Genomic DNA, 20,056 nt, shown 5'->3' with positions numbered 1-20,056 from the left:
CGTCCTGAAACAGTGGTATGACCAGACATGCGCGCATTCGTTCTGCTGGCCCTTCTGGTCCTGGTCTGGGGCGGCAACTGGCCGATCATGAAGATCGGGCTGGCCCACATCCAGCCTTTGTGGTTCTGCACGCTGCGCCTCGCCCTGGGGCTGGTCAGCATGGTGCTGATCCTGGGGCCCATGGGAAAGCTCCGCCTGCCGCCCCGGGGGGATTGGCCGGTGATGGCGTCCTTGGGGCTGCTCAACATGGCCCTGTTCATGGTGCTGACCAATCTGGCGCTGCTGGTGGTGCCGGCCGGGCGCTCCGCCATCCTGGCCTATTCCACGCCCTTGTGGGTGGCCCCGGGGGCGGCGCTGTTCCTGGGTGAAAGGCTGACCCGGGGAAGGCTGGCCGGGCTGGCGCTGGGCCTGGGCGGCATCGTGGTGCTGTTCAATCCGCTCACCTTCGACTGGAGCGACCGGGCGGCGGTGACCGGCAATCTGTTGCTGCTGGCCGCCGCCCTGGTCTGGGCGGCGGTGATCCTGCATATCCGCAGGCATCGCTGGCAGTCCTCGCCGCTGGAACTGGTGCCGTGGCAGATGCTGGTCGGCCTGGTGCCGGTGGCGGCGGCCGCCGCGCTGATCGAAGGCCCTCCGGCCCCCGACGGCAGTTTCGAACTGGTCTGGACCCTGCTGTATAACGGCACCCTGGCCACCGCCTTCGCCTATTGGGCGGCGGTGACCGTCAACCGGCTGCTGCCGGCGCTCACCGTGTCGCTCAGTTTCCTGTCGGTGCCCGCCTTCGGGCTGGTGATCTCGTCGCTGCTGCTGGGCGAGAGGTTGTCGTTCACCAATATGGCCGGACTGGCCCTGATCGCCGGCGGAGTGGGCGTGGTCGCCCTGGCCGGGGCGCGGGAGCGCCGCCCGGACGGCTGAGGCGGATGAGGGGGGCTGAAAACACAACCCCGCCCCGGCAGGGAGGGCGGGGCGGGGTCCGTGTACGCCGGCCAATCGGAGGGAGGGGCCAGCGTCGTACTTTTCGTTCGTCCGGCGCAAATACCTGAGGTCGCCGGGGGGAGGACTTCATCATGACTCAATTTTGGCCGGATGGATTCGCCGGTTCGGAATGGCCGCCATGCGAATGGCGAAGGCCGCCACATTCCCGCCACGATCGGCTGGTTAGCTGATTTTCAGTGAGCAAAGGGCCATGCGGTTCGCCCCCTTGATTTCGGCTGGGTCTTGTCACCATAATGGTGATGGTGGAATCGGCCGGTGCCCATGATGGGGCCGAGCCGGCCGCCGGATCGGGGCGCTGCCATGACGGCGGGTTCCGGGTCATGTTGCTCGATGGAGGATGTGACGATGCGTATGATGATGCAGGGCTACGACTAGCGGTCTTTTCCGGTTTTTCAGACGATTCCCGGCGTGTTGGGCGCCAGGAAGGCACAAACTGGAGGGATCAGATCATGTCGGTTGCCAAACTTCCGGTCGTCGCCGGTGACGACGGCCTCGCCAAATATCTCAGGGATATCAAGGAATTCCCCGTCCTCGCGCCCGAGGAGGAATTCATGCTGGCCAAGCGCTGGACCGATTACGGCGACAAGGACGCCGCCCATCGGCTGGTGACCAGCCATCTGCGTCTGGTCGCCAAGATCGCGCTGGGCTATCGCCATTACGGCCTGCCGGTGGCCGACCTGATCAGCGAGGGCAATATCGGCCTGATGCGGGCGGTCAAGAAATTCGAGCCCGATCGCGGCTTCCGCCTGGCCACCTACGCCATGTGGTGGATCAAGGCCTCGCTCAACGAGTTCGTGCTGAATTCGTGGTCCATGGTGCGGATCGGCACCCTGGCGGCCCAGAAGAAGCTGTTCTTCAACCTGCGGCGCATCAAGTCGCGGCTGCGTCTGCTGGAATCGGGCGATCTGGCGCCCGAGCACGTGGCGACCATCGCCCGTGAACTGGACGTGGACGAAAGCGACGTGGTCGCCATGAACCGCCGCATGGCGGGGCGCGATTCCTCGCTCAACACCCCCGTGGGCGAGGGCGGCACCGAGATCCAGGATTTGATGGCCGACGAGGCCGACAACCAGGAAACCGCCTTCGCCAAGCGCGAGGAACTGTCCAAGGGCCGCGCCCTGATCGCCCGGGCGCTGGATACCCTGACCGAGCGCGAGCGCGAGGTGTTCATCGAACGCCGCCTCAAGGACGACCCCGTAACCCTGGAGGAATTGGGCGGGCGCTACGGCGTGTCGCGCGAACGCATCCGCCAGATCGAGGTCAAGGCCTTCGAGAAGGTGCGCGACCTGGTGCAGGCCGGCTTCCTGCCGGCGCCGGCGCGGGCGTGATTTTTGGGGCTCTCGCCCTAGACCCCAGCCGAGGCGATGCCCCGGACCCCCTTTGATATTCCGTGAATGGGGTTCGGGGCCCATGGCCCCGAGCGGGTACGGGCGGCGGCCCGCGTCTTCTTTTCCCTCAGCCCAGCTTGCCGGCCATGGACCGGACGTTCTGGACCAGGATGCCCAGCAGCTTGATGACGAAGGGATCCACGCCCTTCAGCTTGGAATCCACCACCGAGCGGGGGATGACGATCAGGGTGGTCTCGGTCTTGGCCCGCGCCGTGGCCATGCGGGGCGCGCCGTCGATCAGGGCCATCTCGCCGAAGATGGTGTTGGCGCCCAGTTCGGCGAAGACCTTTTCGCCCTTCAGCAGTTCCACCGTTCCCGACTGGATGATGAAGGCCTGATCGCCGCTGTCGCCTTCCTTGAAGACGAGGCCGCCGGGATGGACGACGCGGCGGTCGAGGAAATTCATCATGGCGGCGTCTCCTTGGGTAGGCCTAGTACCAGCCTGACATACTTATGGCCAGGAGCGCCAGCGCGGATAGGGTCAGTGCCGCCAGCGCCAGCACGAGGCGGCGTTTGGCCTCGGGATGCAGGTTGTCGTTGGCGGGTCTTGGAATGCGTTGGGGCGGCGCCTTGCGGCGCCGCCCCTCCGGTACTCTGTTATCCGTCCTAGCCACGCTTGTGCAGCGGGACGAATTCCCGCTGTGCCGGGCCGACATACAGCTGGCGCGGACGGCCGATCTTCTGATCGGGGTCGGTCAGCATCTCGTTCCACTGGGCGATCCAGCCCACGGTGCGGGCCAGGGCGAACAGGCAGGTGAACACCTGGGTGGGGATGCCCATGGCGCGGAAGATGATGCCCGAATAGAAGTCCACGTTCGGGAACAGCTTGCGCTCGACGAAGTAGGGGTCCTCGAGGGCGATGCGCTCGAGCTCCATGGCCAGCTTCAGCAGCGGCTCGTCGTGGTTGCCCAGCTCGTTCAGCACTTCATGGCAGGTCTTGGCCATGATCTTGGCGCGCGGGTCGTAGTTCTTGTACACGCGGTGGCCGAAGCCCATCAGGCGGAAGGGATCGTCCTTGTCCTTGGCCTTCTTGATGTACTCGGGGATACGGTCCACCGAGCCGATCTCGTGCAGCATGGTCAGCACGGCCTCGTTGGCGCCGCCATGGGCGGGGCCCCACAGGGAGGCGATGCCGGCGGCGATACAGGCGAAGGGATTGGCGCCCGACGACCCGGCCAGACGGACGGTGGAGGTGGACGCGTTCTGCTCGTGGTCGGCATGCAGGATCAGGATGCGGTCCATGGCCCGCGCCAGGACCGGGCTGACCTTGTACTCCTCGCAGGGCGTGGCGAACATCATGTGCAGGAAGTTCTCGGCATAGGAGAGCTTGTTCTGCGGATACATGAAGGGCTGGCCCAGGGAGTACTTGTAGGCCCAGGCGACGATGGTCGGCATCTTGGCGACCAGGCGGTAGCTGGCCACCATGCGGTGGTGCGGGTCGTTGATGTCGATGGAATCGTGGTAGAAGGCGGCCATGGCGCCCACCACGCCGCACAGCACGGCCATGGGGTGGGAGTCACGGCGGAAGCCGCGGAAGAAGAAGTTGATCTGCTCGTTCAGCATCGAGTGACGGCTGATGTCGTTCTCGAACTTGGTCTTCTGCTCGGTATTGGGCAGCTCGCCCTTCAGGATGGCGTAGGCCACTTCCAGGAACGAGCAGTTCTCGGCCAGGTCGGAGATGGCGTAGCCGCGGTGCAGCAGCACGCCGGCGTCACCGTCGATATAGGTGATGGCCGATTTGCACGAGCCGGTGGACATGTAGCCGGGGTCATAGGTGAAGATGTCCTGGCTGGCGTAAAGGGAGCGGATATCCGCCACCTTGGGGCCGATGGAGCCGGACAGCAGCGGGAATTCCGTGGTCTTGCCGGTGCTGTTGTTGATCAGCGTGACGGATTCCTTGGGAGTCTTGTTCTCGTTCGTCATGTCTTCATACCCCGTGGTCTACTTCACTGTTTAAACGTGTCCGGCAGCCGTCAGGCCGCCGATGATTCCGTGGGCCGGGTCCCGCCGAGGGCGTCCTCGATGCGGCCCAGCGATTCCTCGCGGCCCAGCACTTCCATCACTTCGAAGATGGGAGGCGAGACCGAGGAACCGGCAAGCGCCGCCCGCAAGGGCTGGGCGATCTTGCCGAGCTTCTGCCCCCGCGCCTCGGCCAGGCGGCGGGCGGCGTCCTCGAGAGTGTCGCGCGTCCAGGCGCCCACTCCTTTGACTTCGGCCATGTAGGCGGCGAGATCGGCGGCGGCCGTCGGGTCGGCCATGGTCTTGGCCGCCTTCTCGTCCAGCGCCAGCGGCCGCGCCGCCACGTAGAACAGCGCCGAATCGGCCAGTTCCAGCATGGTCTTGGCCCGTTCCTTCAGGCCGGTCATGCCGGTGCGCAGGCGGGCGACGGACTCGCCGTTCAGCTTGGCGCCGCTCTTGGCCTCCAGCATGGGGACCAGCAGCTCGGTCAGGCGGCCGTCATCGGCGGAGCGCATGTAATGGCCGTTGAGATTGGTCAGCTTGACGAAGTCGAAGCGCGACGGCGAACGGCCGACCGAGTCCAGGGTGAACCACTCGATGGCCTGCTCGGTCGAGATGATCTCGTCGTCGCCGTGGCTCCAGCCCAGGCGCAGCAGGTAATTGCGCATGGCCTCGGGCAGGAAGCCCATGTCGCGGTAGGCATCGACGCCCAGCGCGCCGTGGCGCTTGGACAGCTTGGCGCCGTCGGGGCCGTGGATCAGCGGAATATGGGCGAAGACCGGCACGTCCCAGCCGCAGGCCTTGTACAGCTGGTACTGGCGGAAGGCGTTGGTCAGGTGGTCGTCGCCGCGGATGACGTGGGTGATGCCCATGTCGTGGTCGTCCACCACCACCGACAGCATGTAGGTCGGCGTACCGTCGGCGCGCAGCAGCACCATGTCGTCCAGCTGGTCGTTGGCGACGCGCACGTCGCCCTGGACCAGATCGGCGATGACGGTCTCGCCCTCGTTGGGGGCCTTGAGGCGCACCACGAAGGGGGCGCCGGCCGGAGCCTCGGACGGGGCGCGGTCGCGCCAGATGCCGGGATAGCGCATGGGAAGGCCCTTGGCCTTCTGCTCCTCGCGGATGGCGGCCAGCTCGTCCTGGGTGCAATAGCAGCGATAGGCCTTGCCTTCGTCCAGCAGCTGGCGCGCCACCTCGGCATGGCGGCCGGCGCGCGAGAACTGCATCACCGCCTCGCCGTCCCAGTCCAGGCCCAGCCACCGGATGCCGTCGAAGATGGCTTCCACCGCCGCCTCGGTCGAGCGGGCGCGGTCGGTATCTTCGATGCGCAGCAGGAATTTGCCGCCGAAATGGCGGGCGAACAGCCAGTTGAACAGGGCGGTGCGCCCTCCGCCGATGTGGAGGTAGCCGGTGGGGGAGGGGGCGAAGCGGGTAACGACGGTCATGACGGTGCTTTCGGCGTCCTTTATGCCGAGGGGGACAAGGCTGCCTGTGTAGCATATCTTTATGCCCCTGACAGCCCGGTGTTGGGGGTGGATGGCAAAAAACCCGCCCGATTGGATAGGGGCTTTCCCGACCGCACGCTTCGGATCGGACGCGGCGGCAAATCTCCTGCGCGTAATGGAAGAGCGCCTGCTGGCCGAGCGGGGGCGCTGGCCCCTGTGGCTGCCTGTTTTCCTGAGCGTCGGGATCGGCCTCTACTTCGCCCTGCCCGTCGAACCCGCCCCTGCCTGGGGGTGGGCCGGACTGGCGACGTGCTTCGGCCTTCTGCTTCTGGTTCGCCGCCGCTCCCTGCCGCTGTTGCTGGCCGCGTCCTGCCTGCTGGCGGCGGCGCTGGGATACGTGGTCGCCCAGGGCCGCAGCCTGCGTCTGGCCGCCCCGGTGGTGGAGCGCCCCACCGGCGCCCTGATGCTCGAAGGCGTGGTGGTGGAGGTGGAGGCCCTGCCCGATGGCGGCAGCCGTCTGACGCTCGACCGGGTGGCCCATGACCGCGACGATATCGTGGTGCCGCGCAAGGCCCGCATCAAGGCCAAGCCCGGCCTTGCCCCGGTCAATGTGGGCGATCGCATCCGGGTGCGGGCCATGCTGATGCCGCCGGCCCAGCCGGCCATGCCCGGCGCCTTCGACTTCGCCCGTTTCGCCTGGTTCCGGCAATTGGGCGCCATCGGCTCTGCGCTGGGCCCGGTGACGGTGATCGAGCCGGGAGCCGCCGGCGGCTGGAGGGGCGAGGCGACCATCGCCATCAACGACATCCGCCACGCCATGACGGCGCGCATCCTGGCGGTGCTGCCCGGCGACCGGGGGGCGGTGACGGCGGCGCTGACCACCGGCGACCAGATGCCCATTTCGGCCCCCATGATGCAGGCCTACCGGGATTCCGGCCTGGCCCACATCCTGTCCATCTCGGGCCTGCACATCACCATGGCGGCCGGGCTGGTGTTCGTGGGGCTGAGGGGGCTGCTGGCCCTGGTTCCGCCCCTGGCGCTGCGCTTTCCCATCAAGAAGTGGGCGGCGGCCCTGGCCATCGCCTTCGCCGGCTTCTACACCCTGCTGGCCGGTTCGCCGGTGCCGGCCCAGCGCTCGTTCTTCATGACCGGTCTGGTGCTGCTGGCGGTGCTGCTGGACCGCACGGCGCTGTCCATGCGGCTGGTGGCGTGGGCGGCGGTGGTGATCCTGCTGTGGGCGCCCGAGGAACTGATCGGCCCCAGCTTCCAGATGTCGTTCGCCGCCGTGGTGGCCATGATCGCCGCCTACGAGAGCCTGACGCCCCGCCAAGGCGCCTGGCGGGCGGCCCATCCCGGCTGGGCGCCGGCCATCGGGCTTTACGTCTTCGGCGTGGTGGTGAGCACCTTGATCGCCGGCTTCGCCACGGCGGTCTACGGCATCTTCCATTTCAACCGCTTCGCCGTGTGGTCGGTGGCGGCCAACATGATCGCCGTGCCGCTGACCGGCTTCTGGGTGATGCCCTGGGCGCTGGTGATGTTCGTGCTGATGCCGCTGGGGCTGGAGTCCCTGGCCCTGGTGCCCATGGGCTGGGGCGTCGAGGGCGTCAACCGGGTGGCGCTGTGGGTGGCGTCCTGGCCCAGTTCGGCGGTGACGCTGCCCATCCTGCCGCTGTGGGCCATGGTGGTGTTCACCCTGGGGGGAAGCTGGCTGTGCCTGTGGCGGGGGCGCTGGCGCTGGTGGGGGCTGCTGCCCATGGCCGCCGCCCTGGCCTCCATGGCCTTCGCGCGGCCCCCCGATCTGCTGGTGGACGGGCGCGGCGACGGCATGGCGGTGCGCGCCGGCGACGGGAGCTTGTTGCTCAACGGCAAGGGCGGGCGGATCCTCAAGGAGACGTGGAGCCGCCGGGCCGGACCCGCGACCCTTGAGCGCTGGCCGAAGAAAAGCTCGTCCAGGGACGGAAGGCTGCGCTGCGACGAAAGCGGCTGCCTGTGGCGGGTGGAGGGCCGGGTGGTCGCCCTGGTCAAGGACGAGGACAACCCGGAAAAGGCCTGCGCCGGAGCCGATGTCGTGATCAGCAGCGTGCCCTTGCGCGGGACTTGCCGCGGGGCCAGGGTGCTGGTCGACCGCTTCGATCTGTGGCGGCGCGGGCCGCACGCCCTGTGGCTGGAACCGGGGGGCGTCCGTGTGGAGACGGTGGCGGGATGGCAGGGCGACCGGCCCTGGGCCTGGCATCCCCATCCCCGCAAGAAGGCCAGGGTACCGGCCCAGGCCGCCCCGCGCGAGCCGGAGGAAAAGCGCGACGAGGAGGACGATTAGGACGCCGCTCAGTCGCCTTCGGCGTCGCGGGCGGTGAAATAGAAGGTGGAGCCTTCGCCCGGCTTGGATTCGACCCAGATGCGGCCGCCCAGGCGGGTGACGATGCGCTGGCAGAGCGCCAGGCCGATGCCGGTTCCTTCATAGGCCGAATCGGCGTGCAGGCGCTGGAAGATGACGAAGATGCGCTCGAAATGCTCGGGCTCGATGCCGATGCCGTTGTCCCTGACCGCAAAGCGCCAGATGGAGCTGGACAGCCGCACCGCCTCGATGTGGATGGCCGGAGTGCGTTCGGGGTGGCGGTATTTCAGCGCGTTGCCCAGCAGGTTCTGGAACAGGCTGGACAGCTGGCTTTCGTCGGCCTCGATGGTGGGAAGGGGGGCGATGGAGACCGAGGCGCCGCATTCCTCGATCACCGCTTTCAGGTTGGCGACGGCGATGTCGGCGGCGCGGGCCGCGGACACCGGCTGCAGCGGCTTGGCCTGGCTGTTGATGCGCGAGTAGTGCAGCAGGTCGGTGATCAGCCGGTACATGCGCTTGGTGCCGGCGGTGAGGAAGGCGATGTACTCGTTGGCCTCCTCGTCCAGCTTGTCGCGGTAGCGGCGGTCGAGCATCTGGGCGTAGCCGGTGATGACCCGCAGTGGTGTCTTCAGGTCATGGGAGGCCACATAGGCGAAGCGCTCCAGGTCGGCGTTGGACCGTTCCAGCATCTCGGCGGCGGCGCGGCTGGTCTGCTCGGCCTCGCTCAGGCGGCGGTTGCGGGCGTCGAACACCAGCACGAGAACGGCAAAGGCCAGGATCGCCAGGGTGAAAAGGCTGGTCTCCACCACTTCGGATCGCTTGGCGGCCTCAAGCCCGGCCGAGATGTCCGAATCGGCAAAGCCGATCACCGCCACCAGGGGATAGTCGGCCAGCCGCTTGTAAAGGAAGGTCCGCTCGATCCCGTCGAGCAGCGAGCGCTTGCGGAACCGGCCTTCCGCCTTGCTTTCGGCATCCCTCCAGATCTGCAGGCTCGACAGCGGTGCCGCATCGGCCACCGGCGGCGGCTGGCGGGCGATGAGGGTGCGGTCCAGGCCGAAAATGGTGGCCGACGAGTTCGGGCCCAGCGTCATGTCCCGGTAGAAGGCGGCGATCTGGCTGGAATGGACGTGGAGGACGATGACCCCTCCCGGGGTTTTGCCGTTGAGCAGCGGCCGGGCGACGTGGAAGTACTGCCGGTCGGGATCGGTGCTGTTGTTGTTGGCTCCGATCAGCAATCCGTCGCTTGTGGCGTTCTGGAAGTGAAGGAAGACCGTCTGGTCGGAGAGATCGGTACCGCGCTGCAGGGCCGGATCGGAGGAGAAGACGACGCGGCCGCGATGATCGATGACCGCCAGGGTGCTGGAATAGAGATTGGATTTGGGCGGCGTCACCCGGTCGAGAAACCCGCCGAGCGTCCCGGTTCCCTCGCGCTCGGCGTAATCACGGGCGGCGCGCAGGTAGGTATCGGCCAGATCGAACAGCCGCACGGTCTGAATCTCGAAGGACTGCAGGATCTTGCGGGCCTGCAATTCCGAGAATTCGGTGCGCTCTTTTTCCAGTTCCTCGAGATTGCCGAGGATCACGCTGATATAGGTGCCGATCAGCGCCAGGGCGGCGACCACAATGACAACCCGGCGGAAATCTATGATCCTGGGCCGTTCGCCTGTAGCCCGACTTGGTTCAGTCTTGCCGCGGAATATCTGGAACAAAGACGTTCTGCCTTTGGCAATGGCGAAGAATGGCGCCCCGTGCATGGCGGGGGGCTAAGCTTATCGCGGAAACGTCCCCCTGTCACGGGCGAGCCCGAACGGGGTGCGGCGGCTGGCGGGGCGCGTAGCGCCGCAGCATCACGTCGCTTTGCACCATGTGATGGGATACCCAATCCTTGATCAGGGCGGCGAGGTCCCGGAGCATGGCGCCGTGGTCGGCCTTGTGGGGCATGACCTGGTAGAGGTTCTGAAGATCGGCCAGGCGGCCCAGCAGGGCCTGATGCTCGCGGTGATGGGCGTCCTGGAAGGGAAAGCCGCATTCCCGCTGGGCTTTCTCCTCGCGGCTGAAATTGATGGAGGCCTGCTCGTACAGGCCGGTGAGGAAGGTGCCGATGGCGGCGTCGGCGCCACCTTGGCGCAGAACCGTCTCGAACTCGTTCACATGGGCGATGAACTGCTTCTGCGCCTTGTCGATCTCCGGGTGACCGGTGCTCATGGCGTCGCGCCACACCAACATCGCTGCCTCCGGGCGTGCTCTTTCGCGCCCATTCCCTTTGCTACAGGTAGGATGCGAAGCGCGCCATGCCCAGTCCATCCATACCGATGTCCGGTTGCTGGCCGGATACAAGGTCGGCGATCACCCGGCCCGAGCCGCAGGACATGGTCCAGCCCAGCGTGCCGTGTCCGGTGTTCAGCCACAGGTTGGAGAGCGGCGTGGCGCCCAGCAGCGGCACGCTGTCGGGGGTGACGGGACGCAGGCCGGTCCAGGGCTCGGCCCGGTCGAAATCGCCGCCGTCGGGGAACAGGCGCCGGGCATTGTCCAGGATCAGGCGGGACCTGCGCGGGTTGAGCGAGCGGTCATGGCCCGCCATCTCGGCGGTCCCGGCGGCGCGCAACCGATCGCCCAGGCGGGAATAGACCATCTTGTGCTCGTCGTCGGTGATCGACACGAAGGGGGCGCCGGCATGATTGGCCACCGGCACGGTGACGGAATAGCCCTTGGCCGGAATGACGGGAAGCTTCAGGCCCAGGGGCCGGGCCAGCAGCGGCGAGTCGCAGCCGGCGGCCAGGACGTAGGCGTCGGCGGTGATGGTCTCGGCCCCGGCGACAAGGCCGCTCACCCGGCCGCCGTCACGGAGCAATCCCTGGATCGGCACGTTCCAGCGGAACTCCACGCCCCTGGCCGCCGCCAATTCCGCCAGCCGACGGGTGAATTTGTGGGCGTCGCCGCTTTCGTCGTCGGGGGTGAAGATGCCGCCGGCCAGTTCTCCCCGCACGGCGGCCAGGGCGGGTTCGATGCCGACGCACTCGTCGGCGCTCTTGGGGATGCGGCGCAGGCCGTGGCGGATCATCACCTCGGCGGCGCGGCAGGCGTGCTCGAATTCCCCGCCGTCGCGGTAGACGTGGAGGATGCCCCGGGTCTGCTGGTCATAATCGATGCCGGTCTCGGCGCGCAGCTCGCCCAGGCAGGCGCGGGAATACAGGGCGACGCGCAGCGTGCGCTCGGTGTTGATCTCGGCTTGGCGACGGGGGCAATTGGCCAGGAAGCGCAGACCCCAGGCCCACAGGGCCGGGTCCCAGCGGTTCCAGCGGAACAGGAGCGGCGCATCCTCGCGCCCCAGCCATTTCAGCACCTTGGGCAGCACGGACGGGTTGGCCCAGGGCTCGGCGTGGCAGGGCGAGACCTGGCCGCCATTGGCGAAGCTGGTCTCGAGGCCCGCGCCTTCGCGCCGGTCGACCACGGTCACGTCGTGACCGGCCTTGGCGAGATACCAGGCGCTGGCGGTGCCGATCACTCCGGCTCCGATGACCACGACCTTCACTTGGCGTCCTCCGTACGAGCCCGAAACATCTAATGCAGCCGCTCCGCGTTGGCAAATGGGCAGTTGCGCATTACCCTTGAGGGATGAGCAACGAGATCCTCGACGTCGAGCGGATGTACCGGGCCGATGGCCTCGCCATTGCGGCGGGGATTGCCGGCGAGCGGCTGATGGAGGCGGCGGGCTGGGCGGTGGCCCGCGCGGCGCGCCGCCTGCTGCCCAAAGGCCGCATCGCCATCCTGTGCGGACCCGGCAACAACGGCGGCGACGGCTTCGTGGCGGCAAGGCTGCTGGCCCGCGACGGCTGGCCGGTCCGCCTGGGCCTGCTGGGCGATCCCGCGCGGCTGAAGGGCGACGCCGCCCTGATGGCGGAGCGCTGGAGCGGGAGTGTCGAACCGGTGACGCCGGCCATTCTCGACGGCTGCGTCGGCGTCATCGACGCTTTGTTCGGCGCCGGGCTGGCGCGCGCCCTGGACGGCGAGGCCCGGTCGGTGATCGAGGAGACCGGCCGGCGCAAGCTGCCGGTCATCGCCGTCGACGTTCCCTCGGGCGTGCACGGCGACAGCGGCCAGGTGCTGGGCATCGCCCCCGATTGCCTCGCCACCGTCACCTTCTTCCGGCCCAAGCCCGGACACTGCCTGGTTCCCGGACGGCTGAAATGCGGCGAGGTCATCGTCGCCCCTATCGGCATTCCCGACGCGGTGCTGGACGACATCAAGCCGGTCCTTTACCGCAACGGGCCGGGGGCCTGGGCGCTGCCGGTCCTTTCGCCCGACGGACATAAATATTCCCGCGGCCATGCCCTGATCCTGGGCGGCGCCGAGATGACCGGCGCCGCCCGGCTGGCGGCCCGCGCCGCGCGCCGCGTGGGGGCGGGACTGGTCACCATCGCCGCACCACCCCGGGCGCTGGACATCTATCGTGCCGGCGATCCCGGCCTGCTGGTGACGCCGGCCGAGCCTTTCGACGCCGTGCTGGCCGATCCGCGTCGCAACGCCCTGGCCCTGGGGCCCGGCGGCGGGGTGGGCGAGGGGATGGTCGCCAAGGTGGAGGCGGCGCTGGCCACCGGGCGTCCTTGCGTGCTGGACGCCGACGCCCTTTCCAGTTTCGAGGGGCGGGGCGGAGATCTGTTCCGGCGCCTGTCCGAGCGGGTGGTGCTCACCCCCCATGACGGCGAGTTCAGGCGCCTGTTCGGCCACGTGGCGGGCAGCCGCCTGGAGCGGGCGCTGCACGGGGCGCGGGTCTCGGGGGCGGTCGTGCTGCTCAAGGGGCCGGATACCGTGGTGGCCCATCCCGACGGGCGGGCCACCATCACCACCGACGCGCCTGCCTGGCTGGCCACCGCCGGTTCCGGCGACGTGCTGGCCGGGCTGGTCGTCGGGCTGCTGGCCCAGGGCATGGAGCCCTTCGCCGCCGCCTCGGCCGCCGCCTGGGTGCACGGGCGCGCGGCCGCCGAGCACGGGCCCGGCCTGATCGCCGAGGACCTGCCCGACCTGATTCCCGCAATCCTGGCCGCAATGGGGGATACGCACCCATGAACGAGGTTCAGACCGCCGCCGTCACTCTTCTGGCCCGTCTGAAAGGCGTGTGGCGCGACATCGCCGGCTCGGACGGGGCGGGCAAGGTGCCGCCGCTGTCGCCGCTGCTGCCCGAAGGCGATCTGGTCCGGCTGCGCGCCCAGATGGCGGCCTGTCTCGAGGCTCGGGGCGGCGAGGTTTCCGCCCGTGCCCGGGCGGCGGCCCTGGGGCGGGCTTATCTGTCCCTGGCCGCCGAGGGATGGGTGCGCTTTCTCACCCTGCTGGCCACGGAGTTCGGGCCGGATCGCGGCGCGGTGGATGCGGCGGCGGCGGCCATGGCCGGGGCGGCGGACGAGGAGGAGCGCGCCCGGGCCGAAACGGCGCTGCGCCAGGCGCTGGAGCCGCCGCGCCTCACGCTGCTGACCCAGTTCAACGCCCTGCCCGAGGGCGTCAAGTTCCTGGTGGACATGCGGGCCGAGCTGATGGGGCTGGTGCGCGAGCATCCCCATCTGGCGCCGCTGGAGGCGGATCTGAAGGGCTTGCTGGCCTCGTGGTTCGACGTGGGCTTCCTGGTGCTGGAGCGCGTCACCTGGCGCTCGCCGGCGGCCATCTTGGAAAAGATCATGCAGTACGAGGCGGTGCACGCCATCCAGGGCTGGACCGACCTGAAGAACCGCCTGGATTCCGACCGCCGTCTCTACGCCTTCTTCCATCCGCGCATGCCCGACGAGCCGCTGATCTTCGTCGAGGTGGCCCTGGTCCAGGATATGGCCGGCAACGTCCAGGACCTGCTGGACCCCAATGCGCCCTTGGGCGACGCGGACAAGGCCGACACCGCCATCTTCTATTCCATCAACAACGCCCAGCGCGGCCTGGCGGGCATCAGCTTCGGCAATTTCCTGATCAAGCGGGTGGTGGACGATCTGTCACGGGAATTCAAGCAGATCAGGACGTTTGCCACCCTGTCGCCCATTCCCGGTTTCCGCCGCTGGCTGGACGGCCGCCTGACCAAGGGCGAGCCGGGGCTGCTGAGCGCCGCCGAGCACAAGGCGCTGACCCGCGCCACCGGCGGCCTGGGGGCCAAGGGCAGCCTGAAGGCGCTGCTGGCCGAACCCGACTGGACGGCGGAACCGCTGCTGGCCGAGGCGCTGGAAGGGCCGCTGACCCGCCTTGCCGCCCGCTACCTGGCACGCGAGAAGCGCCCCGACGGCATGGCGGCGCTGGACCCGGTGGCCCATTTCCACCTGTCCAACGGGGCCCGCGTCGAGCGCATCAACTGGATGGCCGACATGTCGGCCAACGGCCTGGCGCAGTCGGCGGGGCTGATGGTCAACTACCTCTATGACCTGGACGACATCGATGCCAACCACGAGGCCTATTCGGCCAGCGGCAAGGTGGCGGTGTCGGGGCGGGTCAAGGCGCTGATGAAGGGGTAGGGGAGAGCCGCCCGGCCCTCCCCCGCTTGTTTCGCGTCAGCCGGCGCGGATCTGGGCGACGAAGCGGTCCACCTGGGTTTCCAGCTGGGTGGAATCCCGCGACAGCGTCGAGGCGGCGTCCAGCACCTGGCGGGCGGCCGTTCCGGTTTCGGCGGCGGCCGCGTTGACGCGGGTGATGGTCTCGGTCACTTCCGAGGTGCCCTGGGCCGCCTGCTGGACGTTGCGGGCGATTTCGCCGGTGGCGGCGCCCTGTTCCTCCACCGCGGCGGCGATGGAGCCCGAGATCTGGTTGATCTGGCCGATGGTGCTGGCGATGCCGCCGATGGCGGTGACCGCGTCGCGGGTGGCCGACTGCACGGCCGAAATCTGGGCGGCGATCTCCTCGGTGGCCTTGCCGGTCTGGTTGGCCAGGCTCTTCACCTCGTTGGCCACCACGGCGAAGCCCTTGCCGGCGTCGCCGGCCCGCGCCGCCTCGATGGTGGCGTTCAAGGCCAGCAGGTTGGTCTGGCTGGCGATGTCGTTGATCAGCTTCACCACCTGGCCGATCTTGCTGGCGGCTTCCGCCAGGCTTTGCACCATCTGGTTGGTGCGGTCGGCTTCCACCATGGCGTTGGCGGCGATCTGGGCCGACTGGGACACCTGGCGGCTGATCTCGGTGATGGAGGAGGACAGCTCCTCGGCCGCCGCCGCCACGGTCTGGATGTTGACGGTGGCCTCTTCCGCCGCCGCCGCCACGGTGGTGGACTGGCGCGAGGTTTCCTCGGCGGTGGACGTCATGGTCTTGGCGGTGGATTCCATCTGGCCGGCCGAGGCGGCCACCGAGGCCACCAGCCCCTTGACCTCGCGCTCGAAGACGTCGGCCTTGGCGCCCAGTTCGCGGGCGATAATGGCGGCGGTGTTGGTCTCGATATACACCGAGGTGGCCAGGTCCATGTCCAGGAAGGCCGCCTTGTTGACCGCGTTCAGCACCTGGGTGAGGCGGCGGGGGTCCTTGCGGTAGGTTTCGACCGCCACGCCGACGACCATGTTCAGCACGAAGCAATAGCCGGCGGTGTACCACTTGGGCTCCAGGCCGATGCGTTGGTGGACCTTGCCGATCTCGGTGACCTGGGCGAAGTAGCGGTCGTCGAACTGGCCGAGGAACACGCTTTCCATCCAGTGCTTCTTCTGCATGGCCCGCGCATGGGCCATGCGCTCGGGATTGGCGAACATCTTGGCCGTGGCCGGATTGTTGCTTACATGGCGGTAGAAGGTATCGAGAACCCCGTCGATGTGCCGCGCCAATATATCGCGGAACTCCCGCAATGCGCGCTTGGTCTCTTCATCGATCTGCAGGAAGGCGATGCTTGAGGTGCGGTCGAGGTTCATTTTGTCACCTTGTCCCCAATAATACGTAGGCTGCGAGTATGGGCCAGGGGCGGACGTGTTTCAAACCGATTTGGGCCTTAACCGGACGAAGATGTCGGGTTTTTTCTTTTCATGAAACCGGCCCGGCCGCGCAGGTGGCTTTTCCCTGTTTCCCTGGAAACGAACATGCTATAGACAGGACCCTCCCGACGGGGCGGCCCCAGGGCGCGCGTTTGCGCGCGCAAAGGCAGCCGGCGTGTTTGGCCGTGCGGGCGTGGTGGAATTGGTAGACACACTGGATTTAGGTTCCAGCGGCGCAAGCCATGGGGGTTCAAGTCCCTTCGCCCGCACCAGCCACCGACGCCGCCGCCGCTTGAAGCAGGCCGACCGGCGGGAACCGCGATTTCAACTCACTCGATTCGATTGGCGATAGACTGATGCAGGTAACCGAGATCAATGCCGAAGGCCTGAAGCACGAATTCAAGGTCGTCGTTCCCGCCCAGCAGCTGGAAACCCGGATGCAGGACAAGCTGGCGGAGATCGCCCGCAACGTGGCCATGCCGGGCTTCCGCCCCGGCAAGGTGCCCATGACCATCGTGCGCAAGAAGTACGGCGGCGCGGTGATGGGCGAGATTCTGGAAAACGCCGTCAACGACGGCGCCGGCAAGGCCATCACCGACGGCAACCTGCGCCCGGCCATGCAGCCCAAGATCGAGATCACCAAGTACGAGGAAGGCTCGGACCTGGAGTTCACCGTGGCGGTGGAAGTGCTCCCCGAGATCAAGACCATGGATTTCGGCACCATCAACCTGGTGCGCGACAAGGCCGTGGTGCCGGATGCCGAGGTGGACGACGCCCTGGCCAAGATCGCCGAGCGCAACGAGACCTCCGAGCCGGTCAAGCGCGCGTCGAAGTCGGGCGACGTGGTGGTGATCGATTTTGTGGGCAAGGTGGACGGCGTGGCCTTCCCCGGCGGCACCGCCGAGGGCTACTCCCTGAAGCTGGGCTCCAACACCTTCATTCCCGGCTTCGAGGACCAGCTGATCGGCAAGAAGGCCGAGAGCGACGTCGAGGTCAACGTGACCTTCCCCGAGGGTTACGGCAACGAATCCCTGGCCGGCAAGCCCGCCCTGTTCGAGTGCAAGGTTAAGGAAGTGCGCGCTCCCAAGGCCGCCGCCGTGGACGACGAGCTGGCCAAGTCGGTGGGCCTGGAAAACCTCGACGCCCTGAAGACCGCCATCCGGGAAGAAATCGCCCGCGAGCTGGACGGCGTGTCGCGCATGAAGCTGAAGCGCGCCCTGCTGGACGCGCTGTCGGCCGGTCATGACTTCCCGGTTCCCCCGGGCATGCTGGACGCCGAGTTCGAGGCCATCTGGAAGCAGGTGGAAGCCGACAAGGAAGCCGGCCGCCAGGACCCCGCCGACGCCGCCAAGTCCGAGGACGAGCTGAAGGCCGAGTACCGCACCCTGGCCGAGCGCCGCGTGCGCCTGGGCCTGCTGCTGGCCGAGGTCGGCCGGGTCAACGAGATCAACGTGACCCAGGAAGACCTCAACCGCGGCATCATGATGGAGGCGCGGCGCTATCCGGGCCAGGAGCATCTGGTGCTGCAGTACTACCAGAAGAACACCGAAGCCCTGGAATCGCTGCGCGCTCCCCTCTACGAGGAGAAGGTGGTCGATTTCATCCTGGAGCTGGCCAAGATCACCGACAAGGAAGTGTCGGTGGACGACCTGCGCAAGGACCCCGACGAGGCTGCTTCCGAGGGCGAGGCTCCGGCCAAGCCCAAGAAGAAGGCCGCCGCCAAGAAGAAGGCGGCCGAATAGGTCTCGACCCGACGTGCAATGCCCGCGATATTCACCATATGAGTATCGCGGGCGGCCAAGTTTTCCGGCGTCCGCCCCCGCCGTTGCCAAATCCATGAAGGACGGAACATGCGCGAAAGAGACCCGATCGACCTCTACATGAACACCCTGGTTCCCATGGTGGTCGAGCAGACCAACCGGGGCGAGCGGTCCTACGACATCTATTCGCGCCTGCTGAAGGAGCGGATCATCTTCCTGACCGGCCAGGTGTACGACGAGGTGGCCAGCCTGATCTGCGCCCAGCTTCTGTTCCTGGAATCCGAGAATCCCAACAAGGACATCGCCTTCTACATCAACTCGCCGGGTGGCGTGGTGACGTCGGGTCTGGCCATGTACGACACCATGCAGTACATCCGCCCCCACGTGTCCACCGTGTGCATCGGCCAGGCGGCGTCCATGGGCTCGCTGCTGATGACCGCCGGCGAGAAGGGCAAGCGCTTCTCGCTGCCCAACGCCCGGATCATGGTGCACCAGCCGTCGGGCGGCGCCCAGGGCCAAGCCACGGATATCGAAATCCAGGCGCGCGAGATCCTTGCGCTGCGCGCCCGGCTGAACAACATCTATGTGCAGCACACCGGCCAGCCGCTGGAAGTCATCGAGAAGGTGATGGAGCGCGACAAGTTCATGACCGCCGAGGAGGCCAAGGAATTCGGCCTGATCGACGAGGTGGTGAACAAGCGTCCCGCCGCCGAAGGCGACAGCGCTTCCTGATAAATCGCCAGCCTTACAGCGGCCGGGCCGGTTCCTGAAATGGGGACCCGCCCGGCCGTTTGCTTATGCGGTCATGACAGAATTGTCGTTGTCTGGCGTGGCGGGCTGTGTCTAACATGATTTCGCGGGTGCGATGCGGCCGTTTTGATCCAATGGAGTTTCGATGACCAAGTCCTCTAGCGGCGATTCCAAGAACACCCTCTACTGCTCGTTCTGCGGCAAGAGCCAGCACGAGGTGAGGAAGCTTATCGCCGGGCCGACCGTGTTCATCTGCGATGAATGCGTCGAGCTGTGCATGGACATCATCCGCGAAGAGCACAAGACCCACATGGTCCGCTCGCGCGATGGCGTGCCGACCCCCAAGGACATCTGCCAGGTGCTCGATGACTACGTCATCGGCCAGGGCCATGCCAAGAAGGTGCTGTCGGTCGCCGTCCACAACCACTACAAGCGCCTGCAGCACGGCGGCAAGAACAACGAAGTCGAACTGGCCAAGTCCAACATCCTGCTGATTGGCCCCACCGGCTGCGGCAAGACCCTGTTGGCCCAGACCCTGGCCCGCATCCTCGACGTGCCCTTCACCATGGCCGACGCCACCACCCTGACCGAGGCCGGCTATGTGGGCGAGGATGTGGAGAACATCATCCTCAAGCTGCTGCAGGCCGCCGAATACAATGTGGAACGGGCCCAGCGCGGCATCGTCTACATCGACGAAGTGGACAAGATCAGCCGCAAGTCCGACAACCCCTCCATCACCCGCGACGTGTCGGGCGAGGGCGTGCAGCAGGCCCTGCTGAAGATCATGGAAGGCACCGTCGCCTCGGTGCCGCCCCAGGGTGGGCGCAAGCATCCCCAGCAGGAATTCCTGCAGGTGGACACCACCAACATCCTGTTCATCTGTGGCGGCGCCTTCGCCGGGCTGGAAAAGATCATCGGCAGCAGAGGCCGGGGCACCTCCATCGGCTTCGGCGCCGATGTGCGCGGCCCCGACGAGCGGCGTACCGGCGAAATCCTGCGCGAGGTCGAGCCCGAGGACCTGCTGAAGTTCGGCCTGATCCCCGAATTCGTCGGCCGCCTGCCGGTTCTGGCGACGCTCGAGGACCTGGACGTCGATGCCCTGATCGACATCCTGTCCAAGCCGAAGAACGCCCTGGTCAAGCAGTACCAACGCCTGTTCGAGATGGAGGACACCCGTCTCACCTTCTCCGACGACGCGCTGAAGGCCATTTCGGAAAAGGCCATCGCGCGCAAGACCGGCGCCCGCGGCCTGCGTTCCATCATGGAATCCATCCTGCTCGACACCATGTTCGATCTGCCCGGCCTCGATGCCGTGGACGAGGTGGTGATCAACAAGGAAGTGGTGGAGGGCCGCGCCAAGCCGCTCTACATCTATTCCGAACGGCGCGAGGACACCGGCGCCAGCGCTTGAACGCGGTCCGGGGCGTGAAAAAAACGGGCGGGTTCCCCTGATCAGGGGGCCCGCCCGTCGTTTTTCACACAATTCCTAGTGTTCCGCATCGGCCCAAGG

General features: G+C 67.3%; 15 protein-coding genes and 1 tRNA gene. 9 read left to right on the top strand and 7 right to left on the bottom strand.

Annotation, left to right across the window (positions count from 1 at the left end; genetic code table 11):
- The first annotated feature begins 27 nt into the window (after positions 1–27).
- A complete protein-coding gene (locus WV31_RS09530) occupies positions 28–915 on the top strand; it encodes a DMT family transporter (protein ID WP_085373327.1) in 888 nt (295 codons plus the stop codon).
- 530 nt (positions 916–1,445) lie between these two features.
- Positions 1,446–2,324 (top strand): RNA polymerase sigma factor RpoH, encoded by an 879-nt coding sequence (gene rpoH / locus WV31_RS09525; protein ID WP_085373326.1) that lies wholly within the window; start codon positions 1,446–1,448, stop codon positions 2,322–2,324.
- 127 nt (positions 2,325–2,451) lie between these two features.
- Here rpoH and WV31_RS09520 read toward each other — a convergent pair whose 3' ends face one another.
- From WV31_RS09520 to gltX, 3 genes are all read right to left on the bottom strand, one after another.
- Positions 2,452–2,793 (bottom strand): cyclic nucleotide-binding domain-containing protein, encoded by a 342-nt coding sequence (locus WV31_RS09520; RefSeq protein WP_085373325.1) that lies wholly within the window; start codon positions 2,791–2,793, stop codon positions 2,452–2,454.
- A gap of 197 nt (positions 2,794–2,990) precedes the next feature.
- The gene (gene gltA, locus WV31_RS09515; protein ID WP_085373324.1) at positions 2,991–4,307 is read right to left on the bottom strand and encodes a citrate synthase; all 1,317 of its coding nucleotides are present in this window, start codon (positions 4,305–4,307) and stop codon (positions 2,991–2,993) included.
- A gap of 50 nt (positions 4,308–4,357) precedes the next feature.
- Positions 4,358–5,791: a glutamate--tRNA ligase gene (gene gltX, locus WV31_RS09510; protein WP_085373323.1), complete on the bottom strand. Its 1,434-nt coding sequence runs from the start codon at positions 5,789–5,791 to the stop codon at positions 4,358–4,360.
- A 175-nt stretch (positions 5,792–5,966) separates the two neighbouring features.
- Here gltX and WV31_RS09505 point away from each other — a divergent pair, with 175 nt between their 5' ends.
- Entirely contained in the window at positions 5,967–8,108 is a 2,142-nt protein-coding gene (locus WV31_RS09505) for a ComEC/Rec2 family competence protein (protein ID WP_085373322.1), read from the top strand.
- Positions 8,109–8,116: 8 nt separating this feature from the next.
- Here the strand turns inward: WV31_RS09505 and WV31_RS09500 are convergent, their stop codons facing one another.
- From WV31_RS09500 to WV31_RS09490, 3 genes are all read right to left on the bottom strand, one after another.
- A complete protein-coding gene (locus WV31_RS09500; RefSeq protein WP_237051559.1) occupies positions 8,117–9,748 on the bottom strand; it encodes an ATP-binding protein in 1,632 nt (543 codons plus the stop codon).
- A gap of 169 nt (positions 9,749–9,917) precedes the next feature.
- Positions 9,918–10,352: a bacteriohemerythrin gene (locus WV31_RS09495; protein WP_085373320.1), complete on the bottom strand. Its 435-nt coding sequence runs from the start codon at positions 10,350–10,352 to the stop codon at positions 9,918–9,920.
- A gap of 40 nt (positions 10,353–10,392) precedes the next feature.
- Entirely contained in the window at positions 10,393–11,658 is a 1,266-nt protein-coding gene (locus WV31_RS09490; RefSeq protein WP_085373319.1) for a D-amino acid dehydrogenase, read from the bottom strand.
- A gap of 83 nt (positions 11,659–11,741) precedes the next feature.
- On the opposite strand from WV31_RS09490, the gene WV31_RS09485 reads away from it, so the two are divergent.
- Both WV31_RS09485 and WV31_RS09480 read left to right on the top strand, forming a co-directional pair.
- Entirely contained in the window at positions 11,742–13,193 is a 1,452-nt protein-coding gene (locus WV31_RS09485) for an NAD(P)H-hydrate dehydratase (protein ID WP_085373318.1), read from the top strand.
- On the top strand, positions 13,190–14,608 hold the full coding sequence (locus WV31_RS09480; RefSeq protein ID WP_085373317.1) for a malonyl-CoA decarboxylase: 1,419 nt from the start codon (positions 13,190–13,192) through the stop codon (positions 14,606–14,608). The genes WV31_RS09485 and WV31_RS09480 overlap by 4 nt, the downstream gene beginning before the upstream one ends.
- Before the next feature lie 36 nt (positions 14,609–14,644).
- Here the strand turns inward: WV31_RS09480 and WV31_RS09475 are convergent, their stop codons facing one another.
- Complete coding sequence (locus tag WV31_RS09475; protein ID WP_085373316.1) at positions 14,645–15,976, bottom strand: globin-coupled sensor protein; 1,332 nt, start codon at positions 15,974–15,976, stop codon at positions 14,645–14,647.
- Positions 15,977–16,223: 247 nt separating this feature from the next.
- On the opposite strand from WV31_RS09475, the gene WV31_RS09470 reads away from it, so the two are divergent.
- From WV31_RS09470 to clpX, 4 genes are all read left to right on the top strand, one after another.
- A tRNA-Leu gene (locus tag WV31_RS09470) sits at positions 16,224–16,308 on the top strand.
- A gap of 84 nt (positions 16,309–16,392) precedes the next feature.
- A complete protein-coding gene (gene tig / locus WV31_RS09465; protein ID WP_085373315.1) occupies positions 16,393–17,778 on the top strand; it encodes a trigger factor in 1,386 nt (461 codons plus the stop codon).
- Positions 17,779–17,886: 108 nt separating this feature from the next.
- The gene (gene clpP / locus WV31_RS09460) at positions 17,887–18,528 is read left to right on the top strand and encodes an ATP-dependent Clp endopeptidase proteolytic subunit ClpP (RefSeq protein WP_085373314.1); all 642 of its coding nucleotides are present in this window, start codon (positions 17,887–17,889) and stop codon (positions 18,526–18,528) included.
- Positions 18,529–18,691: 163 nt separating this feature from the next.
- Positions 18,692–19,957 (top strand): ATP-dependent Clp protease ATP-binding subunit ClpX, encoded by a 1,266-nt coding sequence (gene clpX / locus WV31_RS09455; protein ID WP_085373313.1) that lies wholly within the window; start codon positions 18,692–18,694, stop codon positions 19,955–19,957.
- Positions 19,958–20,056 lie beyond the last annotated feature (99 nt).

Origin of the sequence: Magnetospirillum sp. ME-1 (assembly GCF_002105535.1) — a bacterium.
In the GTDB taxonomy this organism is placed as follows: Bacteria; Pseudomonadota; Alphaproteobacteria; order Rhodospirillales; family Magnetospirillaceae; genus Phaeospirillum.
The sequence above is the reverse complement of the archived record's forward strand: the minus strand, read 5'-3'. Positions and strand labels throughout refer to the sequence as shown.